Below are 18,197 nucleotides of genomic sequence, written 5' to 3'. Positions count from 1 at the left end.
CCACGGGCGCCCTGCCCACGGGCACCCTGGCCACGGCCGGTCTGCCCGGGGCCGCTCGTGCGGCGCGGACCTCCGGGCGGGGAAGGAGCGGCCGGTCCGCGGCCACGCCGGGAGGTCACCGCGTGCCGCCTCCCTGCCGGGGAGCGGCCGTGTTCGTCTTCGGGGCGCTGCCCTGGCGCTGCGGAACGGCGCCCTGGCGCGGAGCGGCCTTCGACGTGCCGGTGGTGCCCTGGCCCGGCGCCGGACCGCCGGCCGGCGGCACGAGCGCGCCGGGCGCGCCGGTGACGGCTCCGGCCGCGGCGGCGGCCACCGCCTCGTCGGATACGCCCTGCGGCGGGGCGCCGACCTCGGTCACCCGTCCCGTTCGCGCGTCGATGAAGGCGGTGCCCTGTGGGTCGACCATGCCGAGACTGCGGGCCTTCTGGTGCAGCACCCCCGGATCCTGCTCCCGTGCGATGTCGGACTTCAGCGCCTGCTCGCGCTCGCCCAGCTGCCGGTTGTCGCGCTGCAGCTCGCTGAGCGTGAAGGCGTCCTGGGCGAGGACGGTGTTGAGCAGCAGGAGGCTGACGAGCGCGCCGCCGAGCAGGCCGACGACGAGCAGGACGAACGGCGCGCGGGCGCGCGGTGGCGCGGACGTCCGTGGCCGCCGCGTGGCGGACTCGGGCCGAGTCGCCGGTGAGCGGCTCGGCGCCGTGCGCGTCCGCTCGGGCGGCCGGGTCGCCGGCCTCCTGGCCGCCGTCCGCGCGGCGCCGGTGTTCGCCGGAGCACTCGCCGAGGTGCCGGTGGTCCGGTCCGCGGCGCTCGCCCCCCTGGACGCGGTCTTCCCGCTCGCTGCGACGCGCGCCCGCGCGCCGGCGGGCGCGGCCTTCGTCTTCGCCTTGGCCGTCTTCGCCCTGGCCGCCTTGGTGGTCTTCGTGGTCTTGGCCGCCTCGGCCGACTTGCCCGGCGGCTTGGCCGGCTTGGCCGTCCTGGTGGACGTGCCGCGCGGTGCCGCCTTCTCCTTCCGGCCGGCGTCCCTTCCGGCATCGCCCGACCGGACGGGCGCGTCCGCGCGCCGACGGCGACGCCGGGTCTCCGGCGGCGGAGTCGTGATGGTCATGCGATGCCTCCTGCTCCACTCCGCCCGCTCGGCGGCTTCTCACCGAGGGGCATCGCGCCGATGCCTCGCGGACGTCGCTCCGCCCGGATCCGCTCGGCGGCACGCAGGCGTGCCGAGGCGGCCCGGGGGTTGATCGTGGTCTCGTCGTCGGCCGGTCGCTCCGCCCCCCGGGTGAGGAGACGGAACCGGGGCTGCGCCTCCGGCAGCGGGACCGGCAGGTCGGGTGGGGTGGTGTCGGTGGTGCGCTCGGCCAGCGCGCGCTTGACCAGCCGGTCCTCCAGCGAGTGGTAGGACAGGACGGCGATGCGCCCGCCGACGGCCAGGGCGTCGAGGGCGGCGGGCACCGCGCGCTCGAGGGCGGCCAGCTCGCCGTTCACCTCCATGCGCAGGGCCTGGAAGGTGCGCTTGCCCGGATGCCCGCCGGTGCGCTGCGAAGCGGCGGGGATGGCGCCGCGGACGACGTCGACGAGGCGGGCCGTCGACGTGAACGGGGCGCGCCCCCGCTCACGGACGATCGCCTCGGCGACGCGTCGCGCGAACCGCTCCTCGCCGTAGTCGCGCAGGATGCGCGTCAGGTCGGCGGCCGAATAGGTGTTGACCACCTCTTCGGCGGTGAGCCGCTGGGTGCGGTCCATCCGCATGTCGAGCGGTGCGTCGTAGGAGTAGGCGAAACCGCGCTCGGCCTCGTCGAGCTGCGGGGACGAGACCCCCAGGTCGAAGAGGACGGCGTGCACGTGCGGAACGCCCAGGTCGGCCAGGACCCGCGGGATCTCGTCGTACACGGCGTGCACGAGCGTGAACCGGCCGGCGTACGGCTCCAGGCGGCGCCGGGATCGCTCCAGCGCCGTCGTGTCGCGGTCGAGCCCGATGAGCCGCGCCCGCGGGTGCGCGGCGAGGATGGCGGTGGCGTGCCCGGCGAGGCCCAGGGTGGCGTCGACGTAGATCGCGTCCTCATCGGAGGGCGCCGACAGGGCCGGTGCGAGCAGCGCCAGGATCCGGTCGAGCATGACCGGTACGTGGCGCGCGCGCGAGCCCTCCTCGCGCTCGTCGTCGCCGTGCATGAAACCCCCCTCAGGACGCCACTGCTCGCGGACAGCGCTGAGACCGCGCTCGCTGTCGCCCGCCACCCCTGAGAGAGAATCGATCAGGAACGATCAAGGCGGCCGGTGTGGCCGTCTGCCCCGTATGGAAGACGCCACCCCTCCTGCTCGGCGGCTCACCGCTCAATGGCTTACGCCGGCCCCCTTCGGGATTTCGCCCGGCCAGGTCCCCATCCGCTGCTCCGTGAGGAAGAGCTGTGCAACGGCCATCTGGCACCGGGGAAGGTGCGCCAGCTGGGAGCGGGTGGAGACCTCGCCGAACGGATCCGATCACCGGCGATGGTGCGTCAAAGAATCCCGGGCAGCACCTCCTCCGACAGGTCGGAGAACTGTTGCTCCTGGTCGTCCAGGTAGGTCTCCCACGCGGTGGCGTCCCAGATCTCCAAGCGCGTGTTGGCCCCGATGACGGCGCAGTCGCGGGTCAGGCCCGCGTAGCGCCGGAGCGTCGGCGGGATGGTGATCCGGCCCTGCTTGTCGGGGACCTCGTCAGAGGCGCCGGCGAAGAAGACCCGGCTGTAGTCCCGCACTGCCTTGGCGGTGACCGGTGCGGTGCGAAGCGCCTCGGTGATGCGCTGGAACTCGGCCTCGGGGAAGACGTAGAGGCAGCGTTCCTGGCCCTTCGTGATCACCAATCCCCCTGACAGCTCCTCGCGGTACTTCGCCGGCAGGAACAGTCGTCCCTTGTCGTCCAAGCGCAGGGTGTGAGTGCCGAGGAACATCGGCCCCCACCTCCCGCTTCGCGGGGTCGATGCCCTCCCCCACGGCGCCCCACTGTACTCCACTCTCCCCCACGGTCAACGACCAAAACACCGGTCACGCGGCATCTCGCCCCGCGTACGGCCAGGTCAGAAGAGGGCGCCGCCGGGGGGTGCCACAGACCCCGTCAGAGCCGCCCGGCGCGTCGGTCAAGACCCGTCGGCGGCCCCTCGGGCGGGGCCGGGGAGCGCCGGGTGGGGGAAAGTGGAGGACCGCCGAGGTCACGGTCCGCCACCGGCCGGACACCCGCCGCGCCGGTGGGGTCGAGACGCCGCCGCGAAGGAGTCTCACGCGCTGCCTAAGAGATCGCCGCGGTCATTCCTCAGCCATCGCCGTGACCGGCCCCGACGACGTACTGTCAGTACGACATATCGGGTGGGAGTGCCCATCCACGGCCGGTGTGGCGATGCGACACCCGGCCGTACGGGTGGCCCGAGGAGGGGTAAGTGTCAGTAAGCACGCACGGCGGGATCGGCCGGGGACTGGACGGGCTGGCCCAGATCTCGAGCAAGATCCTCGGAGCCATCGAGTCCGTCATCGAGGGCAAGCCCGACGTCGTACGCCTCGCGCTGACCGTTCTCCTCGCCGAGGGCCACCTCCTCATCGAGGACGTCCCCGGCGTCGGCAAGACGATGCTGGCCAAGGCGCTCGCCAAGTCGATCGACTGCTCGGTGCGGCGGGTGCAGTTCACACCGGACCTGCTGCCGAGCGACATCACCGGGGTCAGCGCCTACAACCAGGAGCTCCGGGAGTTCGAGTTCAAGCCCGGCCCGGTGTTCGCGAACATCGTGGTGGGCGACGAGATCAACCGCGCGTCGCCGAAGACGCAGTCCGCGCTGCTGGAGTGCATGGAGGAGCGCCAGGTCACCGTCGACGGCCGCACGTACCCCCTGGACGCCCCGTTCATGGTGATCGCCACGCAGAACCCGGTGGAGATGGAGGGGACCTATCCCCTCCCGGAGGCCCAGCGGGACCGGTTCACCGCCCGGATCGCGATGGGCTATCCGGAACCGGCCGCGGAGCTGGAGATGCTCGACGTGCACGGCGGGCCGTCCCCGCTGGACCGGCTGCAGCCCGTGGCCCGGGACGGCGACGTGCGGGCGATGATCGAGGTGGTCCGCGAGGTGCACGTCGCGCCCGGGTTGCGCGGGTACGCCATCGCGCTCGTCACCGCCACGCGGAACCACCCCGAGCTGCGCCTGGGCGCCTCACCGCGGGCGACGCTCCAGCTCGTCCGGGCCGCCCGCGCCTACGCGGCCCTGGACGACCGGGATTACGTCCTCCCCGACGACCTGCAGCGCCTCGCGGTGCCCGTGCTCGCGCACCGGCTCCTGCCGACGGCCGAGGCCCAGGTCCAGCGCCGGTCGGCCGAGCAGATCGTCGCCGAGCTCGTCGAACGCGTCGCGGTCCCCGATCACCGGCGCTGACATGGCGGGGACGCTGAGCGCGCTGACGACGCGGGGCCGTTCGTTCGTCGCGGCCGGGGCCACCGCGATCGCGTGTTCGTTCGTCCTGGGCGAGCGGGACCTGCTCCGCGCCGGCCTGCTCATCCTGGCCCTGCCGCTGCTGTCCGTGCTGGTGGTCTCGCGGACCCGCTACCGGCTGACCTGCTCGCGCCGGGCGAGCCCGACCCGCTTCGCCGCGGGCGGCGAGGCCCGGGTGAACGTCCTGCTGGAGAACGTCTCGCGGCTGCCGACCGGGATCCTCCTCGTCGAGGACCAGGTGCCGTACACGCTGGGCGGGCGCGCGCGGTTCGTCATCGACCGGATCGAGCCGGGCGGCGCGCGGGAGATGGCCTACCGGGTACGGGCCGACGTCCGCGGCCGGTACCCCGTCGGGCCGCTGACCGTACGCCTGGCGGACCCGTTCGGCCTGGTCGAGCTGGCCCGGTCGTTCTCGGCGGCGGACGTCATCACCGTCACGCCCGCGATCGTGCCCCTCCCGGCGGGCCGGCCGACCGGCTCGTGGACGGGAGGCGGTGAGAGCCGGGCCCGGCTGGTGGCCGGCGCCGGGGAGGACGACGTGACGCCGCGCGAGTACCGCCACGGCGACGACCTCCGGCGGGTGCACTGGCGGTCGACGGCGCGCCGCGGCGAGCTGATGGTGCGCCGCGAGGAACAGCAGTGGCAGACCAGCGGCACCCTGTTCCTCGACACCCGCCGGACGGCGCACTGGGGGAACGGCCCCGGCGCGTCGTTCGAGCAGGCGGTGTCCGCGGCGGCCTCGATCGGGCTGCGGCTCGGGCGGGAGGGGCTCGGCCTGCGGTACGTCACCGACGAAGGCGTGGCGCTCGCCCCCTCCGCGACGTTCGAGGGGACGCTCCTGGACCTCCTCGCCGTCGTCCGCACGTCGCGGGGCCGGTCGCTGCGGCCCGGCCTGGCGGCCGTGCGCGAGACGGCGAACAAAGGCGACGGCCTGATCGTCGGAGTGTTCGGACGGCTCACTCCGGAGGACGCCCGGGAGATCGCCGGGGCCGGGCACGGGACCGCCGCCCGCGTCGCCGTGGTCATCGGGGAGGAGGGCGCGGACCCGGAGGTCGCCCGGCTCCTGCGCGCGGCGGGGTGGCGGATCGTCCCCGTCCCCTCGGCCGCCGCGCTGCGGACGGCATGGCCCGACGACGGGGGACGGCCCGGGCGGCCGGAGCGGACGGAGGCGCGATGAGGATACGGCTGACGATCGTGGCCTGCGTGGCGACGCTGCTCGCCTCGATCGCGCTCTACCCGCTGTTCAAGACGGCGGGGTGGTTCGGCAGCGGGCTGGGCGCGGTGCTCACCGTCGGCGGGGCGGGCCTGCTGACCCGGCGCTTCCGCCTGCCCGCCGTGGCCTGTCTCCTGATCTCCGTCGTGGCGCTCGTCTTCTACCTCAACGTGCTGTTCGCCGCCGGCGACGCGTTCCTCGGAGTGGTCCCGACCCCCCGGTCGCTGTCGTCTCTGGCGGAGCTGGCCCGCGACGGGTGGCAGGACTCGTTCCGCTACGCCCCGCCCGTGCCGGTGCTCCCGGGAGTGGAGCTGCTGAGCACCGGCGGCATCGGGCTGGTCGCGATCCTCGTCGACCTGCTCGCCGTCCGCCTGCGCCGCGCCGCCCCGGCCGGTCTGCCCCTGCTGGCGATGTACGCGCTGCCGGCGCGGTTCCGCGAGGAGAGCGCCGGCTGGCTGGTCTTCCTGCCGGGCGCGGCCGGATACCTCGCGCTCCTCGTGGCCGACTCCCGTGACCGCCTCTCCGGCTGGGGCCGCCCGGTGTTCTCCCGCCACTGGTCGGACGACGTGCGGCTCCGTGACCGCCCCGACTCGAGCCCGCTGGCCGTGACGGGACGGCGGATCGGGCTGACCGCCGTCGTCCTGGCGGTCGTGGTCCCCCTGGCGGTGCCCGACGTCGATCCGCACTGGCTGCCCGACGCGGACGGAAACGGCCCGGGCGGGCTCACCACGGTGACCACCCCGGATCCGCTGGTCAGCCTGAAACGCCAGCTCGTACGGGCGGACGACGCCGTCGTCCTCACCTACCGCACGTCGGACGACGCGACACCGGACTACCTGCGGATGTACTCGCTCGACCGGTTCGACGGCGACGGGTGGACGTACTCCACGATCCACGGGGACAAGAACGCGCGCGTCGACGGCAAGACCCTGCCCGCGGCGCCGGGTCTGAACCGGGACTCCTCCCTCCTCCGCCCGGTGACCACCAGCGTCAGGATCGACGCGCACGTACGCGGCATGAGCGTCCTCCCGGCCCCCTACCCGCCGACCAAGGTGTCGATCAAGGGCGACTGGCGGGTCGACGCCCCCACGCTGATGATCTTTTCGCCGCACGAGACGGCGGGCGGCCGGGCCTACACGGTGTCGAGCGTGCGTCCCTCGCCGACGTACCAGCAGCTGGAGGCCGCCGTCCCGGTTCCCGACGACGTCGCCTCGCGCTACCTCGCGGTGCCGGCCCCGATGTCGGTGGGGAGGGACGTCATCGCGCTGGCGCACCGGTTGACCGCGACGGCGTCGACGCCGTACGACCGGGCCGTCAAGCTGCAGGAGTGGTTCACCAAGCCCGGCAACTTCAAGTACAGCCTCGACGCGCCCTCCCCCCGTAACGCCGGGGCGCTCCGCGACTTCCTGTTCGGCAGCCGGACCGGATACTGCGAGCAGTTCGCGGCGTCGATGGCGCTGCTGGCCCGGATCGTCGGCATCCCCGCGCGCGTCGCGATGGGCTACACCTCCGGTGAGCGGCAGGCGGACGGCAGCTGGATCGTACGGACCAAGGACACGCACGCCTGGCCCGAGCTCTACTTCGCCGGCGTCGGCTGGCTGCGGTTCGAGCCGACCCCGGCGGGCGGTACGGGCCAGGGCAGCGCGACCGTGCCGGAGTACACCAGCCCGCTGCTGCTCCCCGGCGCGCCGACGAGCGGTTCCACGAGCCGGCTGCCCTCGACGGGTCAGGCCACGGGCGGCCGCTCGACCACCGGCCACGGGTCGGTTCCGCGTCGCCGCGCCGACCCGCTCGACCCGGCCGGCGCGGCCGGACCGCTCGCCGCGCCCCGCCACGGCGGCCCGCCGATCGGCCGGCTGCTGGCCCTGCTGGCGCTCCTTCTCCTCCTGGTCTCGGCCCCCGCGGCGCTGCACCGCCTGGCGCGGGTCCGCCGCTGGGCGCGCGCGGCCACCGAGGCCGACCTGGCGCACGCGGCATGGGAGGAGTTGCGGATCGCCGCGGTGGACCACGGGCTGCCGTGGCGGACCGGGGACAGTCCCCGGGCGGCGGGGCGACGGCTCACCGAGGCGCTGTCGCTGGACGAGCCGTCCGCCGAGGCCCTGAACCGGCTCGTACGGGCCGAGGAGCTCGCCAGGTACGCGCCGGCGCCCGGCCCCGGCGCGGGCCTCCGCGAGGACGCGTTCACGGTACGGGCCGCGTTCGCCGCCGCGGCGGGCCGGCGCGGCCGGTGGCGGGCCCGGGTGCTGCCGCCGTCCTCGGCGGCCTTCCCGCGCGGCGTGGCCGGCCGGGCGCTCGACGCCTTCGACCGGATCGACTCACTCGTCCTGCGCCGGCGACGCCACTCCGCGGGCTGACCGCCCGGCGGACCCGGCAGGCCGTCCGCTCAGGGGCACGCGGTCGGCGAGTCACCGCCCGAGGGCGTACCGGGGGGAAGCGCGTCACCGCCCGGCGGTGTGCCGGGCGGTGACGTAAGTCTTCGGGGGTCAGAGCTCTCCGTGGCGGCGGCGCCAGCGCTCTTCCAGACGCTCCATGAACCCGCCGCCGGCCGCCTTCTGCCGCCTGCCCCGCCTGCGCGGTGCCTCGGCCACGCCGTTCATCCGCTTCCAGCTGGTCAGCCCCCACGCGCAGCAGGTGACCATGAGCAGGAACCCGGCCACGCTGATCACGATGCTGATCGGCATCGTGTTCACGATGACGCCTGCCAACACCACGAACAGGCCCAGTGCGGAGCCGATCGCGGCCTTCCAGATCCTGCGCCTGTAATGCACCTGCGGATCGGTCGAGCGGACCGCCGAAGCGAACTTCGGATCCTCGGCGTACAGCGCGCGCTCGATCTGGTCGAGCATGCGCTGCTCGTGGTCAGAGAGCGGCACGGCGCCTCCCAAAGACAGCCCCGCGAGGGGGAATCCCACGCCGGACGGGGACATGGCTATCGGTGATATGCCCAGAATACGAGCCCTGACGACCGGGGGAAAGAAAACGTTCGCCTGTGGACAGGAGGATCGTCAAGTCATCACCCCTGATCACTCGGCGTCGTCACATGTTTCACATGAGCCTCACTGGTCGTCACCGGTCTCTCGACCGTGGCGAGCATCACGCCCGCCGTCCGGGCGGACCAGGGCGGCGGGGCGTACGGCGCCCGCGCCGAACCGGCGGACGGCCAGGTCCATGGCCGCCTCCGCCTGACGCCAGCCGACCTCCGGCTCGTCCAGGGTCAGCTGCCGCGGGGTCGTCGCGGCGGGCACGAGGTTCTCGACCCGCACGCCCACCAGCCGCAGGGGGACGCCCTCCAGCCCGGACGCCTCGTACAGCGCGCAGGCGGTCGCGTAGACCTCACGCGCCACGTCGGTCGGCTCGGGGAGCGTACGGGCGCGGGTCAGGGTGGTGAAGTCCGGCCTGCGGAGCTTGACCGCCACGGTGCGGCCCGCCTGGTCGCTTCCGCGCAGCCGCGCGCCCACCCGGTCGGAGAGCCGCAGCAGCTCGCGCCGGATCGCCTCCGGGTCGGCGATGTCGTGGTCGAAGGTCTCCTCCGCGCCGATGCTCTTGTCCGGCACGCTCGCCGTCACCGACCGCGGGTCCCGGCCCCAGGCCAGGTCGTGCAGGTGCCGGCCGGCCGCCTCGCCGACCTCGCGCCGGAGGGTGTCGACCGGCGTCCGCGCGAGGTCGCCGACCGTGCGCAGGCCGAGGCGCCGGAGGGTCTCCTCGGTACGCTCCCCCACGCCCCACAGGGCCGCGACGGGCAGCGGGTGCAGGAAGTCGACGACCCCGTCCGCCGGCACGACGAGCAGGCCGTCCGGCTTGCACCGGGTCGACGCGAGCTTGGCCACGAACTTGGTGCTCGCGACCCCGACCGAGCAGGTGATGCCCTGCCGCGCGAAGACCTGCTCCCGGATCATCCGGCCGATCTCGGCGGGCCGGCCCAGCCGGCGCAGCGCCCCCGCCACGTCGAGGAACGCCTCGTCGAGCGCGAGCGGCTCCACCAGCGGCGTGATCGAACGGAAGATCTCCATGACGCCCGCCGACACGGCGGCGTACCGGGCGTGCCGGGGCGGCAGCACGACCGCCTGCGGGCAGAGCCGCCGGGCGCGGCTCATCGGCATCGCCGAGTGCACCCCGAACGCCCGGGCCTCGTACGAGGCGGCGGCCACGACACCGCGCGGCCCCGCCCCGCCCACGACGACCGGGCGGCCGCGCAGCTCCGGGTGCTCCAGCAACTCGACACTGACGAAGAAGGCGTCCATGTCCACGTGCAGGACCGTGCAGCCGGTGTCGTCCCCCGGCGGCCCGGGCTGCGGCCCCGGCCGGTGCAGCTGCTGCTTCCTGCTCAATGGTCGCTCACTGGAGACTACCGGCGGTAGGCCAGGGCGTGGAGCTGGGTGGCGACGTCCTTCAGGACGGGGTGCATGGAGACGGCACGCTCCAAGGCGACGAGCTCGTCGGCGGCCCCGCGCTCGCCGTCGATGATGCCGCTGGGAACCAGGTCGGCGAACACCCGGACCCCGTGCACCGGCCCCGACCGCAGGCCCGCCGCGTCGATCAGCTCGGCCAGCATCCCGGAGGTGAACCGGCGCGGAACCGGGTCACGGTCGCCCCAGCGGCCCTGCGCGCTGGACAGGACGCGGCGGGCGTCCTCGAAGTGCCCGGCGAGCGCCCGGTGGAGCACCGCGGCGACCTGGTTGGCGGCCAGCACGCTGACCGCTCCGCCGGGCCGTACGGTGCGGGCGATCGCGGCCAGCGCGGTGGCCGGGTCGTCGACGTACTCCAGCACGCTGTGGCAGATGACGAGGTCCGCGCTGTCCGGGCCCACGACGTCCAGCAGGCCGTCGGCGTCGCCCTGCGCGGCACGAACCGCGACCCCGGCCTCGGCGGCGCGGCGCTCGAGGCCGGCGAGGGCGTCCGGGCTGGCGTCGACGACCGTGACGCGGTGCCCGAGCTCGGCCAGCGGCACGGCGAACCCGCCGGTGCCGCCGCCCGCGTCGACGACGTCGAGCCGGTCGCGCCCCGACTCCTTGGCGGTCTCGTCGAGGACATCGCGCAGGATCTCCCACACGACGGCGGTGCGCGTCGACCGCGATCGCGGACGATCGGTCACGGCTCCCCCTCCCGGCTCGGCGCTTCCCCGCCCACCCTAAGACCTCACAGGGCCAGGGAGGGCTTCAGCTCCAACAGCCGCGACAGCAGGCCGTTGACGAACCGGGGCGACTCATCGGTGGACAGGTCGGTGGCCAGGGCGACCGCCTCGCTGACGGCGACGCCGTCGGGGACGTCCTCGCTCCACAGCAGTTCGTACGCGCCCAGCCGCAGGATGTTGCGGTCGACGATGGGCATCCGGTCGAGCGTCCAGCCGACGGCGTACGTGGCGATCAGCTCGTCGAGGCGTTCGCGGCGTGTGGCCACGCCCTCGACGAGCCGGTCGACGAAGTCCTGCTCGGCGAGCCGGTGCTCCGCCTGCCGGGTGCGCCGGTCGAGGACCTCGACCGGCGGCTCACCGCGGACCTCGGCCTCGTAGAGGATTTCGAGGGCGCGTCTGCGCGCCTTGCTCCGTGCGGCCACGGATCAGGCACGACCCAGGTAGTCGCCCGAGCGCGTGTCGACCTTGATCTTCTCGCCGGTCGTGATGAACAGCGGGACCTGGATCGTCGCGCCCGTCTCGACCGTCGCGGGCTTGGTGCCGCCGGTGGAGCGGTCGCCCTGCAGGCCGGGCTCGGTCTCGGTGATCTCGAGCACCACGGCGGCGGGCAGCTCGATGTAGAGCGGGGTGCCCTCGTTGAAGGCGATCACGGCGTTCTGCTCCGGAAGGAGGTAGTTCGCCGCGTCGCCGACCGTCGCCGCCGGGATGTGCGGCTGGTCGTAGGTCTCGGTGTCCATGAAGACGAAGTCCTCACCCTCGCGGTAGAGGTACTGCATCTCCCGCTTGTCGACGTTCGCCACGTCGACCTTGGTGCCGGCGTTGAAGGTCTTGTCGACGACCTTGCCGGACAGGACGTTCTTGAGCTTGGTACGGACGAACGCGCCGCCCTTGCCAGGCTTGACATGCTGGAACTCCTGGACGGTCCACAGCTGGCCGTCGAGGTTCAGCGTCATGCCGTTCTTGAGGTCGTTCGTCGTCGCCACTGTGTGTCGTTCTCCCGCTTCGGCGGTCTGCCGCGTCTAGATGACGAGCAGGTCCTTTGTCGTCTTGGTGAGCAGCTCCGGACCGTCCGCACGGACGACGAGGGTGTCCTCGATGCGGACCCCGCCGCGACCGGCGACGTAGACGCCGGGCTCGACGGTGATGGGAACTCGATCCATCAGTTTACCGGTCTTGTCATACCCCATGAGCGGTGCCTCGTGGATCTCCAGGCCGACACCGTGCCCGAGCCCATGCGGGAAGTCGTCGCCGTGCCCGGCCGCCTCGATCACACCGCGGGCCGCGGCGTCGACCTCCTTGGTCACCGCGTCCGGGCGCGCCGCCGCGACGCCCGCCGCCTGGGCCGCGGCGACGAGCTCGTAGATCTCGCGCTCCCACGCCCCGGCCTCGCCGATCGCGACGGTCCGGGTCATGTCGGCGTGATAGCCGCCCCGCAGGGCGCCGAAGTCCATGGTGACCAGGTCGCCGCGCTCGATCGCGCGCTCGGACGGGACGTGGTGCGGGATCGCGCCGTTGGGGCCGCTCGCCACGATGGTGGCGAACGCCGGCCGGTCCGCGCCGAGGTCGACCATGGCGCGGTCCAGGGCGATCGCGATCTCGCGTTCGGCGACGCCGGGGCCGATCGTGGGCAGCACCGCGTCGAAGGCCTGGTCGGTGATGGCGCAGGCCTCCGCGAGGAGGACGATCTCCTCCTCGTCCTTGACCATCCGGAGCTCCTCCACGGCGTGGCCGAGAGGGACCAGCTCCGGCGCGTCCGGCTCCCCGGCGAGCGCGTCGCGCGCCTCGACGGTGACCTCGTGCGCCTCGAACGCCAGCCGGCCCGTCACCCGTCCGGCCAGCACGCCCGCGGTGGCCCGGTCGATCACGCACTCCAGCTCCGGGCACACGCGCGTGGCCGTGCCGGCGTACCGGCCGTCGGTCGCCAGCACGGCGGTCCCGTCGGCGCGCACGAGCAGCGCGGCGTTGGAGCTGGCCAGCCCGGTCAGGTAGCGCACGTTGACCAGGCGGGTGATGAGGGCCGCGTCGGCCCCGCGGGCGGCGACGAGCCCGGCCAGCCGCGCGCGGCGGGCCTCGTGGATCTCCGGCATGCCCCGAACTCTACGCCCGCGCCGCGGGGCGGAGCCGCCGAGCCCCGAGCACACCGCCCCGTCCCCCGCGCGCTTCGCCGGGCGCCCGCCCCGCCGACCGGGACGCGCCGCTGAACACCCGCACCGACCGCGCGGGCGCGCGATCGCGGCGGCCCGCGTGGTCAGACGGAGGCGGCCAGCTCCCGGACCCGCTCGATCAGCTTGACGCGGGACTCGTGGTCGCCCGCCATCGGCGCGACGTTGAGCGTCGTGACGCCGGACTCCTTCAGCGCCGCGAGCCGGTCGCGGACGAAACCCTCCGAGCCGATCAGGGAGGTCTTCTGCAGCAGCTCGTACGGCACCTTGGCGGCGGCCTCGTCCTTCTTCCCGGCGAGGTAGAGGTCCTGGATCTCCTCGGCCTCCTTCTCGTAGCCGTAGCGCCGGGCGAGGTCGTTGTAGAAGTTGCGGCCCTTGGCGCCCATGCCGCCGATGTACAGCGCGGCCATCGGCCGGCCGAGGTCGAGCAGGCCGTCGACGTCGTCGCCGATCGCCAGGAACGCCTGCGCGACGATGTCCAACTCGCCGAGCGCGGGGTCGCGCTTGGCCTTGCCGCGGGCGAGCGCGTCGCCCCAGACGTCGCCGGCCTTCTCGGGGACGTAGAAGATCGGCTCCCAGCCCTCGGCCAGCTCGGCGGTCATCTCGACGTTCTTCGGGCCGAGGGAGGCGATGAAGATCGGGATACGCTCGCGGACCGGGTGGTTGATCAGCTTGAGCGGCTTGCCGAGGCCGGTGCCCTCCTCGGCGGGGAGCGGCAGCTTGTAGTACTTGCCGTCGTAGACGACGCGTTCGCGGCGCCAGACCATCCGGCAGATCTCGATGATCTCCCTGGTCCGGCCGATCGGCGCGGTGTACGGGACGCCGTGCCAGCCCTCGATGACCTGCGGGCCGGACGCGCCGAGGCCGAGCACGAACCGCCCGCCGGAGACGTAGTCCAGGCCGGCGGCCGTCATGGCGGTCAGCGTCGGGGTCCGCGAGTACAGCTGGAGGATGCCCGAGGCGATCTGCAGGCGCTCGGTCCGCGCCGCGATGAAGCCCATCTGGCTGACGGCGTCGAAGCTGTACGCCTCCGGCACGAACACGATGTCGAGGCCGGCCTTCTCATAGTCCGCCAGCTCGTCGACGGTCTCCGTGAAACCGCCCGCGTAGTTGAGGGACATCCCGATCCGCATGGCGCCGCACCCACCCATCCTGACCTGAACCGCCGAGTAACAGAATCACATTCAGTCATACCGTACCGGCGCGGGCGCGGCACCTCCGGCGTCAGCCCTCGCTCTCCGCGAGGAGCTCGGCGATCGCCTGCAGCGCCAGCACGTACGACAGGAACCCGAAGCCGGCGATCGTGCCGGTGGCGACCCCTGCGACCACCGAGTTGTGGCGGAACTCCTCCCGTGCCGCCGGGTTCGACAGGTGCACCTCGATCAGCGGGGCGGTCCGCTGGGCGATGGCGTCGCGCACCGCGTACGAGTAGTGGGTGAAGGCGGCGGGGTTCAGCACGACCGGGATCCGGCCGTCGGCCGCCTCGTGCAGCCACGAGATCAGCTCGGCCTCGTCGTCGGTCTGGCGCACCTCGGCGTGCAGGCCCAGCCGCCGGGCGGTGTCCCGGCACAGCGCGGTGAGGGCCTCGAAGTCCGCGGCGCCGTACACGTCGGGTTCGCGGCTGCCCAGCCTGCCGAGGTTGGGCCCGTTCAGGACGAAGACCTCACTCATCGACCGCCCGTCCTCCGTCTCTCCTCCGATGGTCACCGGGTCACCCGCTCGTACGCCCGTACGAGCAGGTCCTCGTCCGGATCCTCCAGGCGGCCCGGCTCGGCGACTCCGTCCAGGACCACGAAGCGCAGCCGCGCCCCGCGCGCCTTCTTGTCGATCCGCATGGCGTCGCGCAGCGAGGGCCACACGTCGGGCGAGTAGGAGGTGGGCAGGCCGACGGCGGTGAGGATCTCCCGGTGCCGTTCGGCGTCCGTGTCGCCCAGGCGGCCGGCCAGCCGGGCCAGCTCGGCGGCGTACACCATGCCGATCGCGACCGCGTCGCCGTGCCGGAAGCGGTACTCCTCGACCTTCTCGATCGCGTGGCCCAGCGTGTGGCCGTAGTTCAGGATCTCGCGCAGGCCGCTCTCCTTGAGGTCCTCCGACACGACCCGCGCCTTGACGGCGATGGCCCGCTCGATGAGCTCCAGGGTGTGCGGCCCGTCCGGCCGGCCGGCGGCCTCCGGATCATCCTCGACCAGCTCCAGGATCTTCGGGTCGGCGATGAACCCGGCCTTGATCACCTCGGCCAGCCCGGCGACGTAGTCGGCGCGGGGCATCGTCACGAGCGTCGTCAGGTCGCACAGGACGCCCGCGGGCGGATGGAAGGCGCCGACGAGGTTCTTGCCCTCGGGAATGTCGATCGCGGTCTTGCCGCCGACTGCGGCGTCCACCATGGCCAGCAGCGTCGTCGGCAGCAGCACGACCCTGACGCCCCGCAGCCAGGTCGCGGCGGCGAACCCGGCCAGGTCGGTGGTCGCGCCACCGCCGACGCCGACGACGACGTCGGTACGGGTCATGCCGAGCCGGGCGAAGTCGGACCAGAGCCGCGCGAGCACGGCGACGTCCTTGCCGGCCTCGCCGTCGGGGACGGGGAGGGCGTGGACGTCGTAGCCGGCCTCGGCGAGCGCACCGCACACCGGGCGGGCGATCTCCGGCAGGCCCTCGGCGTGCACGACGGCGACCGTCCTGGCCTCGCCGACGAGCGCCGGGAGCCCCCCGAGCACGCCGGTGCCGATGACGACGTCGTACGGCGTGTCGCCCCCGACGTGGACGCGGGTCACGAGAGCCCCTTCACGATCTCCTCGGCGATGTCGGCGGGTTCCCGGCCGTCCGTGGCGACCGTGAGCGCGGCGAGGCGCTCGTAGACGGGCCGGCGCTCCTCCATCAGCTTGCGGAACTGGCTGCGCGGGTTCAGCACGAGCAGCGGCCGCGCCGCCGCCAGCCCGACCCGCTTGACCGCGTCCGACAGCCCCACCTCGAGGTAGACGACCCCGTGCCCGGCGAGGTCCTCCTGCGTGCCCGGGTCCAGGATCGCGCCGCCGCCGAGGGCGATCACGCCGTCGTGGGTCGCGAGGGCGTCGCGCACGGCGGCGCGCTCCAGCGCACGGAAGTGCTCCTCGCCGTCGTCGACGAAGATCTCCCCGATCGGCTTGCCCGCCGTGGCCTCGACGTCGTGGTCGGTGTCGCGGAACGGGACGCCGAGGCGCTCGGCGACGATCAGGCCGACGGTGGTCTTGCCGGAGCCGGGCGGGCCGATAAGGACGATCTTGGAGTTCACTTGATCACCAGCGTTGAGAGGTAGCCCTGCAGATTACGCGCGGTCTCCTCGACGGAGTCACCGCCGAACTTCTCGACCACGGCGGCGGCCAGCACCAGCGCCACCATCGCCTCGGCGACGACCCCGGCGGCGGGGACCGCGGTGACGTCGCTGCGCTGGTTGATCGCCTTCGCCGGCTCGCCCGTCTTCACGTCGACCGTGTCCAGCGCCCGCGGCACGGTCGAGATCGGCTTCATCGCGGCCCGGACCCGGACCGGATCGCCGGTGGTCATGCCGCCCTCGATGCCCCCGGCGCGCGAGGTGCGGCGCCGGACGCCGTCGGGGGTGTTCTCGATCTCGTCGTGCGCCTGCGAACCCGGACGGCGCGCGGTGGTGAACCCGTCGCCGACCTCGACGCCCTTTATCGCCTGAATGCCCATCAGGGCGCCGGCGAGGCGGGCGTCGAGCCGCCGGTCCCAGTGCACGTGACTGCCCAGGCCGGGCGGCAGGCCGTGGACGACGACCTCGACCACGCCGCCGAGCGTGTCGCCGGCCTTGCGGAGCTCGTCGATGTGGGCGACCATCGCGGCGCTCGTCTCCGGATCGGCGCAGCGCACCGGGTCCGCGTCGATCCGCTCGAGGTCGTCCGGGCCGGGCACCACGCCGTCCGGCGCGGCGATCTCGCCCAGCGCCACCACGTGGCTGACCACCCGGGCGCCCGCGACCTGGGCCAGGAACGCCTTGGCCACCTCGCCGATCGCGACGCGCGCGGCGGTCTCGCGGGCGCTGGCCCGCTCCAGGATCGGCCGGGCGTCGTCGAAGCCGTACTTCTGCATGCCGGCCAGGTCGGCGTGGCCGGGCCGGGGCCGGGACAGCGGGGCGTTGCGCGCCTGCGCGGCCAGCTCGTCCGGGTCGACCGGATCGGCCGACATGACCGTCTCCCACTTCGGCCACTCCGTGTTGGCGACCTCGATCGCCACCGGACCGCCCTGGGTGCGGCCGTGCCGGATCCCCCCGACGATCGTCACCTTGTCCTGCTCGAACTTCATGCGGGCGCCCCGCCCGTGTCCGAGCCGGCGGCGGCGCAGCGCCTCGGCGATGTCGGCCGAGGTCACCTGCACCCCGGCGGGCAGCCCTTCCAGGATCGCGACGAGGGCCGGGCCATGAGACTCCCCCGCGGTCAACCAGCGCAGCATGAGGTGAATCCTTCCATCCCCACGGAAGGCTACGCGCACATGTCCGCAGCGTGAGACGAACCCACTGACACCGCCGTCACGACCGCAGCGGGTTGCGGACGACGACACCGGGGAACCGGGAGAAGTCCCGGTCCATGGTCCACAGCTCGCGTACGCCGTTACTGGCGCAGAGGGCGACGATTCGGGCGTCATGGACCAGTGGCCCAGCGACCTTGCCCTCTCGCAACGTGGCACGGAGGGTCTCCCAGTAGCCGATCCCCTCACCCAGGAGCGCCAGGGACGGCGATCCCAGCCAGGCATCGATCTGCTCTACGGCCTGGTCGGTCGTGCTGGGCGGCGCGTAGATGCGGGGATGCGTCACGACCGAGAAGAATTCATGGACACACGGCCACGGAATCGCCCACGATGCTCGCCCCTCCGCCAACTCGCGAAGGCGCGCAGCCGCGACAGTGTGGAACTCGCTGTCCTGCCGATGCGCGTAGACGAGGATGTTGGTGTCAACGGCGATCACAGTCGATCCCCGTACGCCATGGCGCGCAACTCGGCCCACGAAGCCGTCCGCGCCTCCGGCTGAAGCCCGTCACCACGCACTGAAGCGTCCGGGAGCACGTAGCGACGTCCTTGCTCGCGCCGCGCGAGAACCGCCCGCAGACCCTCCTCGATCATCGATTTGAGCGTGACCCCCTCCTCGTGCGCTATCCGGCGAGCCTCCCGCAGCAGATCATCGGAGATGTCCACGGTCGTCTTCATATGGCGAACCATACCCATGAAGCCATACCGCCATACTCGAACACACTCTGCATGCGAGT

The 18,197-nt window shown here is 73.4% G+C and carries 19 protein-coding genes; 3 read left to right on the top strand and 16 right to left on the bottom strand.

Annotated features, from left to right (window positions below; genetic code table 11):
* Positions 1 to 115: 115 nt before the first annotated feature.
* The 3 genes from NDW01_RS02385 to mraZ form a co-directional block, all read right to left on the bottom strand.
* On the bottom strand, positions 116 to 1,099 hold the full coding sequence (locus NDW01_RS02385; protein WP_252816091.1) for a hypothetical protein: 984 nt from the start codon (positions 1,097 to 1,099) through the stop codon (positions 116 to 118).
* Positions 1,096 to 2,160, bottom strand: a complete 1,065-nt coding sequence (rsmH, locus tag NDW01_RS02380; RefSeq protein ID WP_252816089.1) for a 16S rRNA (cytosine(1402)-N(4))-methyltransferase RsmH — start codon at positions 2,158 to 2,160, stop codon at positions 1,096 to 1,098. Before rsmH ends, NDW01_RS02385 begins: the two co-directional genes overlap by 4 nt.
* Before the next feature lie 326 nt (positions 2,161 to 2,486).
* Positions 2,487 to 2,918: a division/cell wall cluster transcriptional repressor MraZ gene (gene mraZ / locus NDW01_RS02375; protein ID WP_252783056.1), complete on the bottom strand. Its 432-nt coding sequence runs from the start codon at positions 2,916 to 2,918 to the stop codon at positions 2,487 to 2,489.
* Positions 2,919 to 3,425: 507 nt separating this feature from the next.
* Here mraZ and NDW01_RS02370 point away from each other — a divergent pair.
* Genes NDW01_RS02370 through NDW01_RS02360 form a run of 3 tightly spaced genes read left to right on the top strand, consistent with a single transcriptional unit; the run spans position 3,426 to position 8,006 of the window.
* Positions 3,426 to 4,382, top strand: a complete 957-nt coding sequence (locus NDW01_RS02370) for an AAA family ATPase (protein WP_252817339.1) — start codon at positions 3,426 to 3,428, stop codon at positions 4,380 to 4,382.
* Between the two features lies 1 nt (position 4,383).
* Positions 4,384 to 5,616: a DUF58 domain-containing protein gene (locus NDW01_RS02365; RefSeq protein ID WP_252816088.1), complete on the top strand. Its 1,233-nt coding sequence runs from the start codon at positions 4,384 to 4,386 to the stop codon at positions 5,614 to 5,616.
* Positions 5,613 to 8,006 carry a transglutaminase TgpA family protein gene (locus tag NDW01_RS02360; protein WP_252816086.1) on the top strand — a complete coding sequence of 798 codons (2,394 nt, stop codon included), beginning with the start codon at positions 5,613 to 5,615 and terminating at the stop codon, positions 8,004 to 8,006. Before NDW01_RS02365 ends, NDW01_RS02360 begins: the two co-directional genes overlap by 4 nt.
* Positions 8,007 to 8,135: 129 nt before the next feature.
* Here the strand turns inward: NDW01_RS02360 and NDW01_RS02355 are convergent, their stop codons facing one another.
* The 13 genes from NDW01_RS02355 to NDW01_RS02295 all read right to left on the bottom strand — a co-directional run bounded on the left by NDW01_RS02355 (position 8,136) and on the right by NDW01_RS02295 (position 18,138).
* On the bottom strand, positions 8,136 to 8,498 hold the full coding sequence (locus NDW01_RS02355) for a DUF3040 domain-containing protein (RefSeq protein ID WP_252816085.1): 363 nt from the start codon (positions 8,496 to 8,498) through the stop codon (positions 8,136 to 8,138).
* Positions 8,499 to 8,708: 210 nt separating this feature from the next.
* On the bottom strand, positions 8,709 to 9,980 hold the full coding sequence (locus tag NDW01_RS02350; protein ID WP_252816083.1) for a DNA polymerase IV: 1,272 nt from the start codon (positions 9,978 to 9,980) through the stop codon (positions 8,709 to 8,711).
* A gap of 17 nt (positions 9,981 to 9,997) precedes the next feature.
* Positions 9,998 to 10,744 (bottom strand): methyltransferase domain-containing protein, encoded by a 747-nt coding sequence (locus tag NDW01_RS02345; protein WP_252816081.1) that lies wholly within the window; start codon positions 10,742 to 10,744, stop codon positions 9,998 to 10,000.
* Positions 10,745 to 10,788: 44 nt separating this feature from the next.
* Positions 10,789 to 11,205 carry a transcription antitermination factor NusB gene (nusB, locus tag NDW01_RS02340; RefSeq protein WP_252783046.1) on the bottom strand — a complete coding sequence of 139 codons (417 nt, stop codon included), beginning with the start codon at positions 11,203 to 11,205 and terminating at the stop codon, positions 10,789 to 10,791.
* A gap of 3 nt (positions 11,206 to 11,208) precedes the next feature.
* Positions 11,209 to 11,766, bottom strand: a complete 558-nt coding sequence (gene efp, locus NDW01_RS02335; protein ID WP_252816080.1) for an elongation factor P — start codon at positions 11,764 to 11,766, stop codon at positions 11,209 to 11,211.
* Positions 11,767 to 11,802: 36 nt separating this feature from the next.
* Positions 11,803 to 12,870 carry a M24 family metallopeptidase gene (locus NDW01_RS02330; protein WP_252816078.1) on the bottom strand — a complete coding sequence of 356 codons (1,068 nt, stop codon included), beginning with the start codon at positions 12,868 to 12,870 and terminating at the stop codon, positions 11,803 to 11,805.
* 161 nt (positions 12,871 to 13,031) lie between these two features.
* Positions 13,032 to 14,078: an LLM class F420-dependent oxidoreductase gene (locus NDW01_RS02325; protein WP_252816077.1), complete on the bottom strand. Its 1,047-nt coding sequence runs from the start codon at positions 14,076 to 14,078 to the stop codon at positions 13,032 to 13,034.
* Positions 14,079 to 14,169: 91 nt separating this feature from the next.
* The gene (aroQ, locus tag NDW01_RS02320) at positions 14,170 to 14,616 is read right to left on the bottom strand and encodes a type II 3-dehydroquinate dehydratase (RefSeq protein WP_252783040.1); all 447 of its coding nucleotides are present in this window, start codon (positions 14,614 to 14,616) and stop codon (positions 14,170 to 14,172) included.
* Positions 14,617 to 14,648: 32 nt separating this feature from the next.
* Entirely contained in the window at positions 14,649 to 15,716 is a 1,068-nt protein-coding gene (gene aroB, locus NDW01_RS02315) for a 3-dehydroquinate synthase (protein WP_252816074.1), read from the bottom strand.
* Entirely contained in the window at positions 15,713 to 16,213 is a 501-nt protein-coding gene (locus tag NDW01_RS02310; RefSeq protein ID WP_252816072.1) for a shikimate kinase, read from the bottom strand. Before NDW01_RS02310 ends, aroB begins: the two co-directional genes overlap by 4 nt.
* A complete protein-coding gene (gene aroC, locus NDW01_RS02305; protein ID WP_252816070.1) occupies positions 16,210 to 17,388 on the bottom strand; it encodes a chorismate synthase in 1,179 nt (392 codons plus the stop codon). The genes NDW01_RS02310 and aroC overlap by 4 nt, the downstream gene beginning before the upstream one ends.
* A 76-nt stretch (positions 17,389 to 17,464) precedes the next feature.
* Complete coding sequence (locus NDW01_RS02300; RefSeq protein WP_252816068.1) at positions 17,465 to 17,899, bottom strand: type II toxin-antitoxin system VapC family toxin; 435 nt, start codon at positions 17,897 to 17,899, stop codon at positions 17,465 to 17,467.
* Complete coding sequence (locus NDW01_RS02295) at positions 17,896 to 18,138, bottom strand: type II toxin-antitoxin system VapB family antitoxin (protein ID WP_252816066.1); 243 nt, start codon at positions 18,136 to 18,138, stop codon at positions 17,896 to 17,898. The genes NDW01_RS02300 and NDW01_RS02295 overlap by 4 nt, the downstream gene beginning before the upstream one ends.
* Positions 18,139 to 18,197 lie beyond the last annotated feature (59 nt).

Source organism: Actinoallomurus soli (genome assembly GCF_024055715.1).
GTDB lineage: Bacteria > Actinomycetota > Actinomycetes > Streptosporangiales > Streptosporangiaceae > Actinoallomurus > Actinoallomurus soli.
Note: the sequence above shows the minus strand (reverse complement) of the source record. Positions and strands in the feature narration are given on the sequence as shown.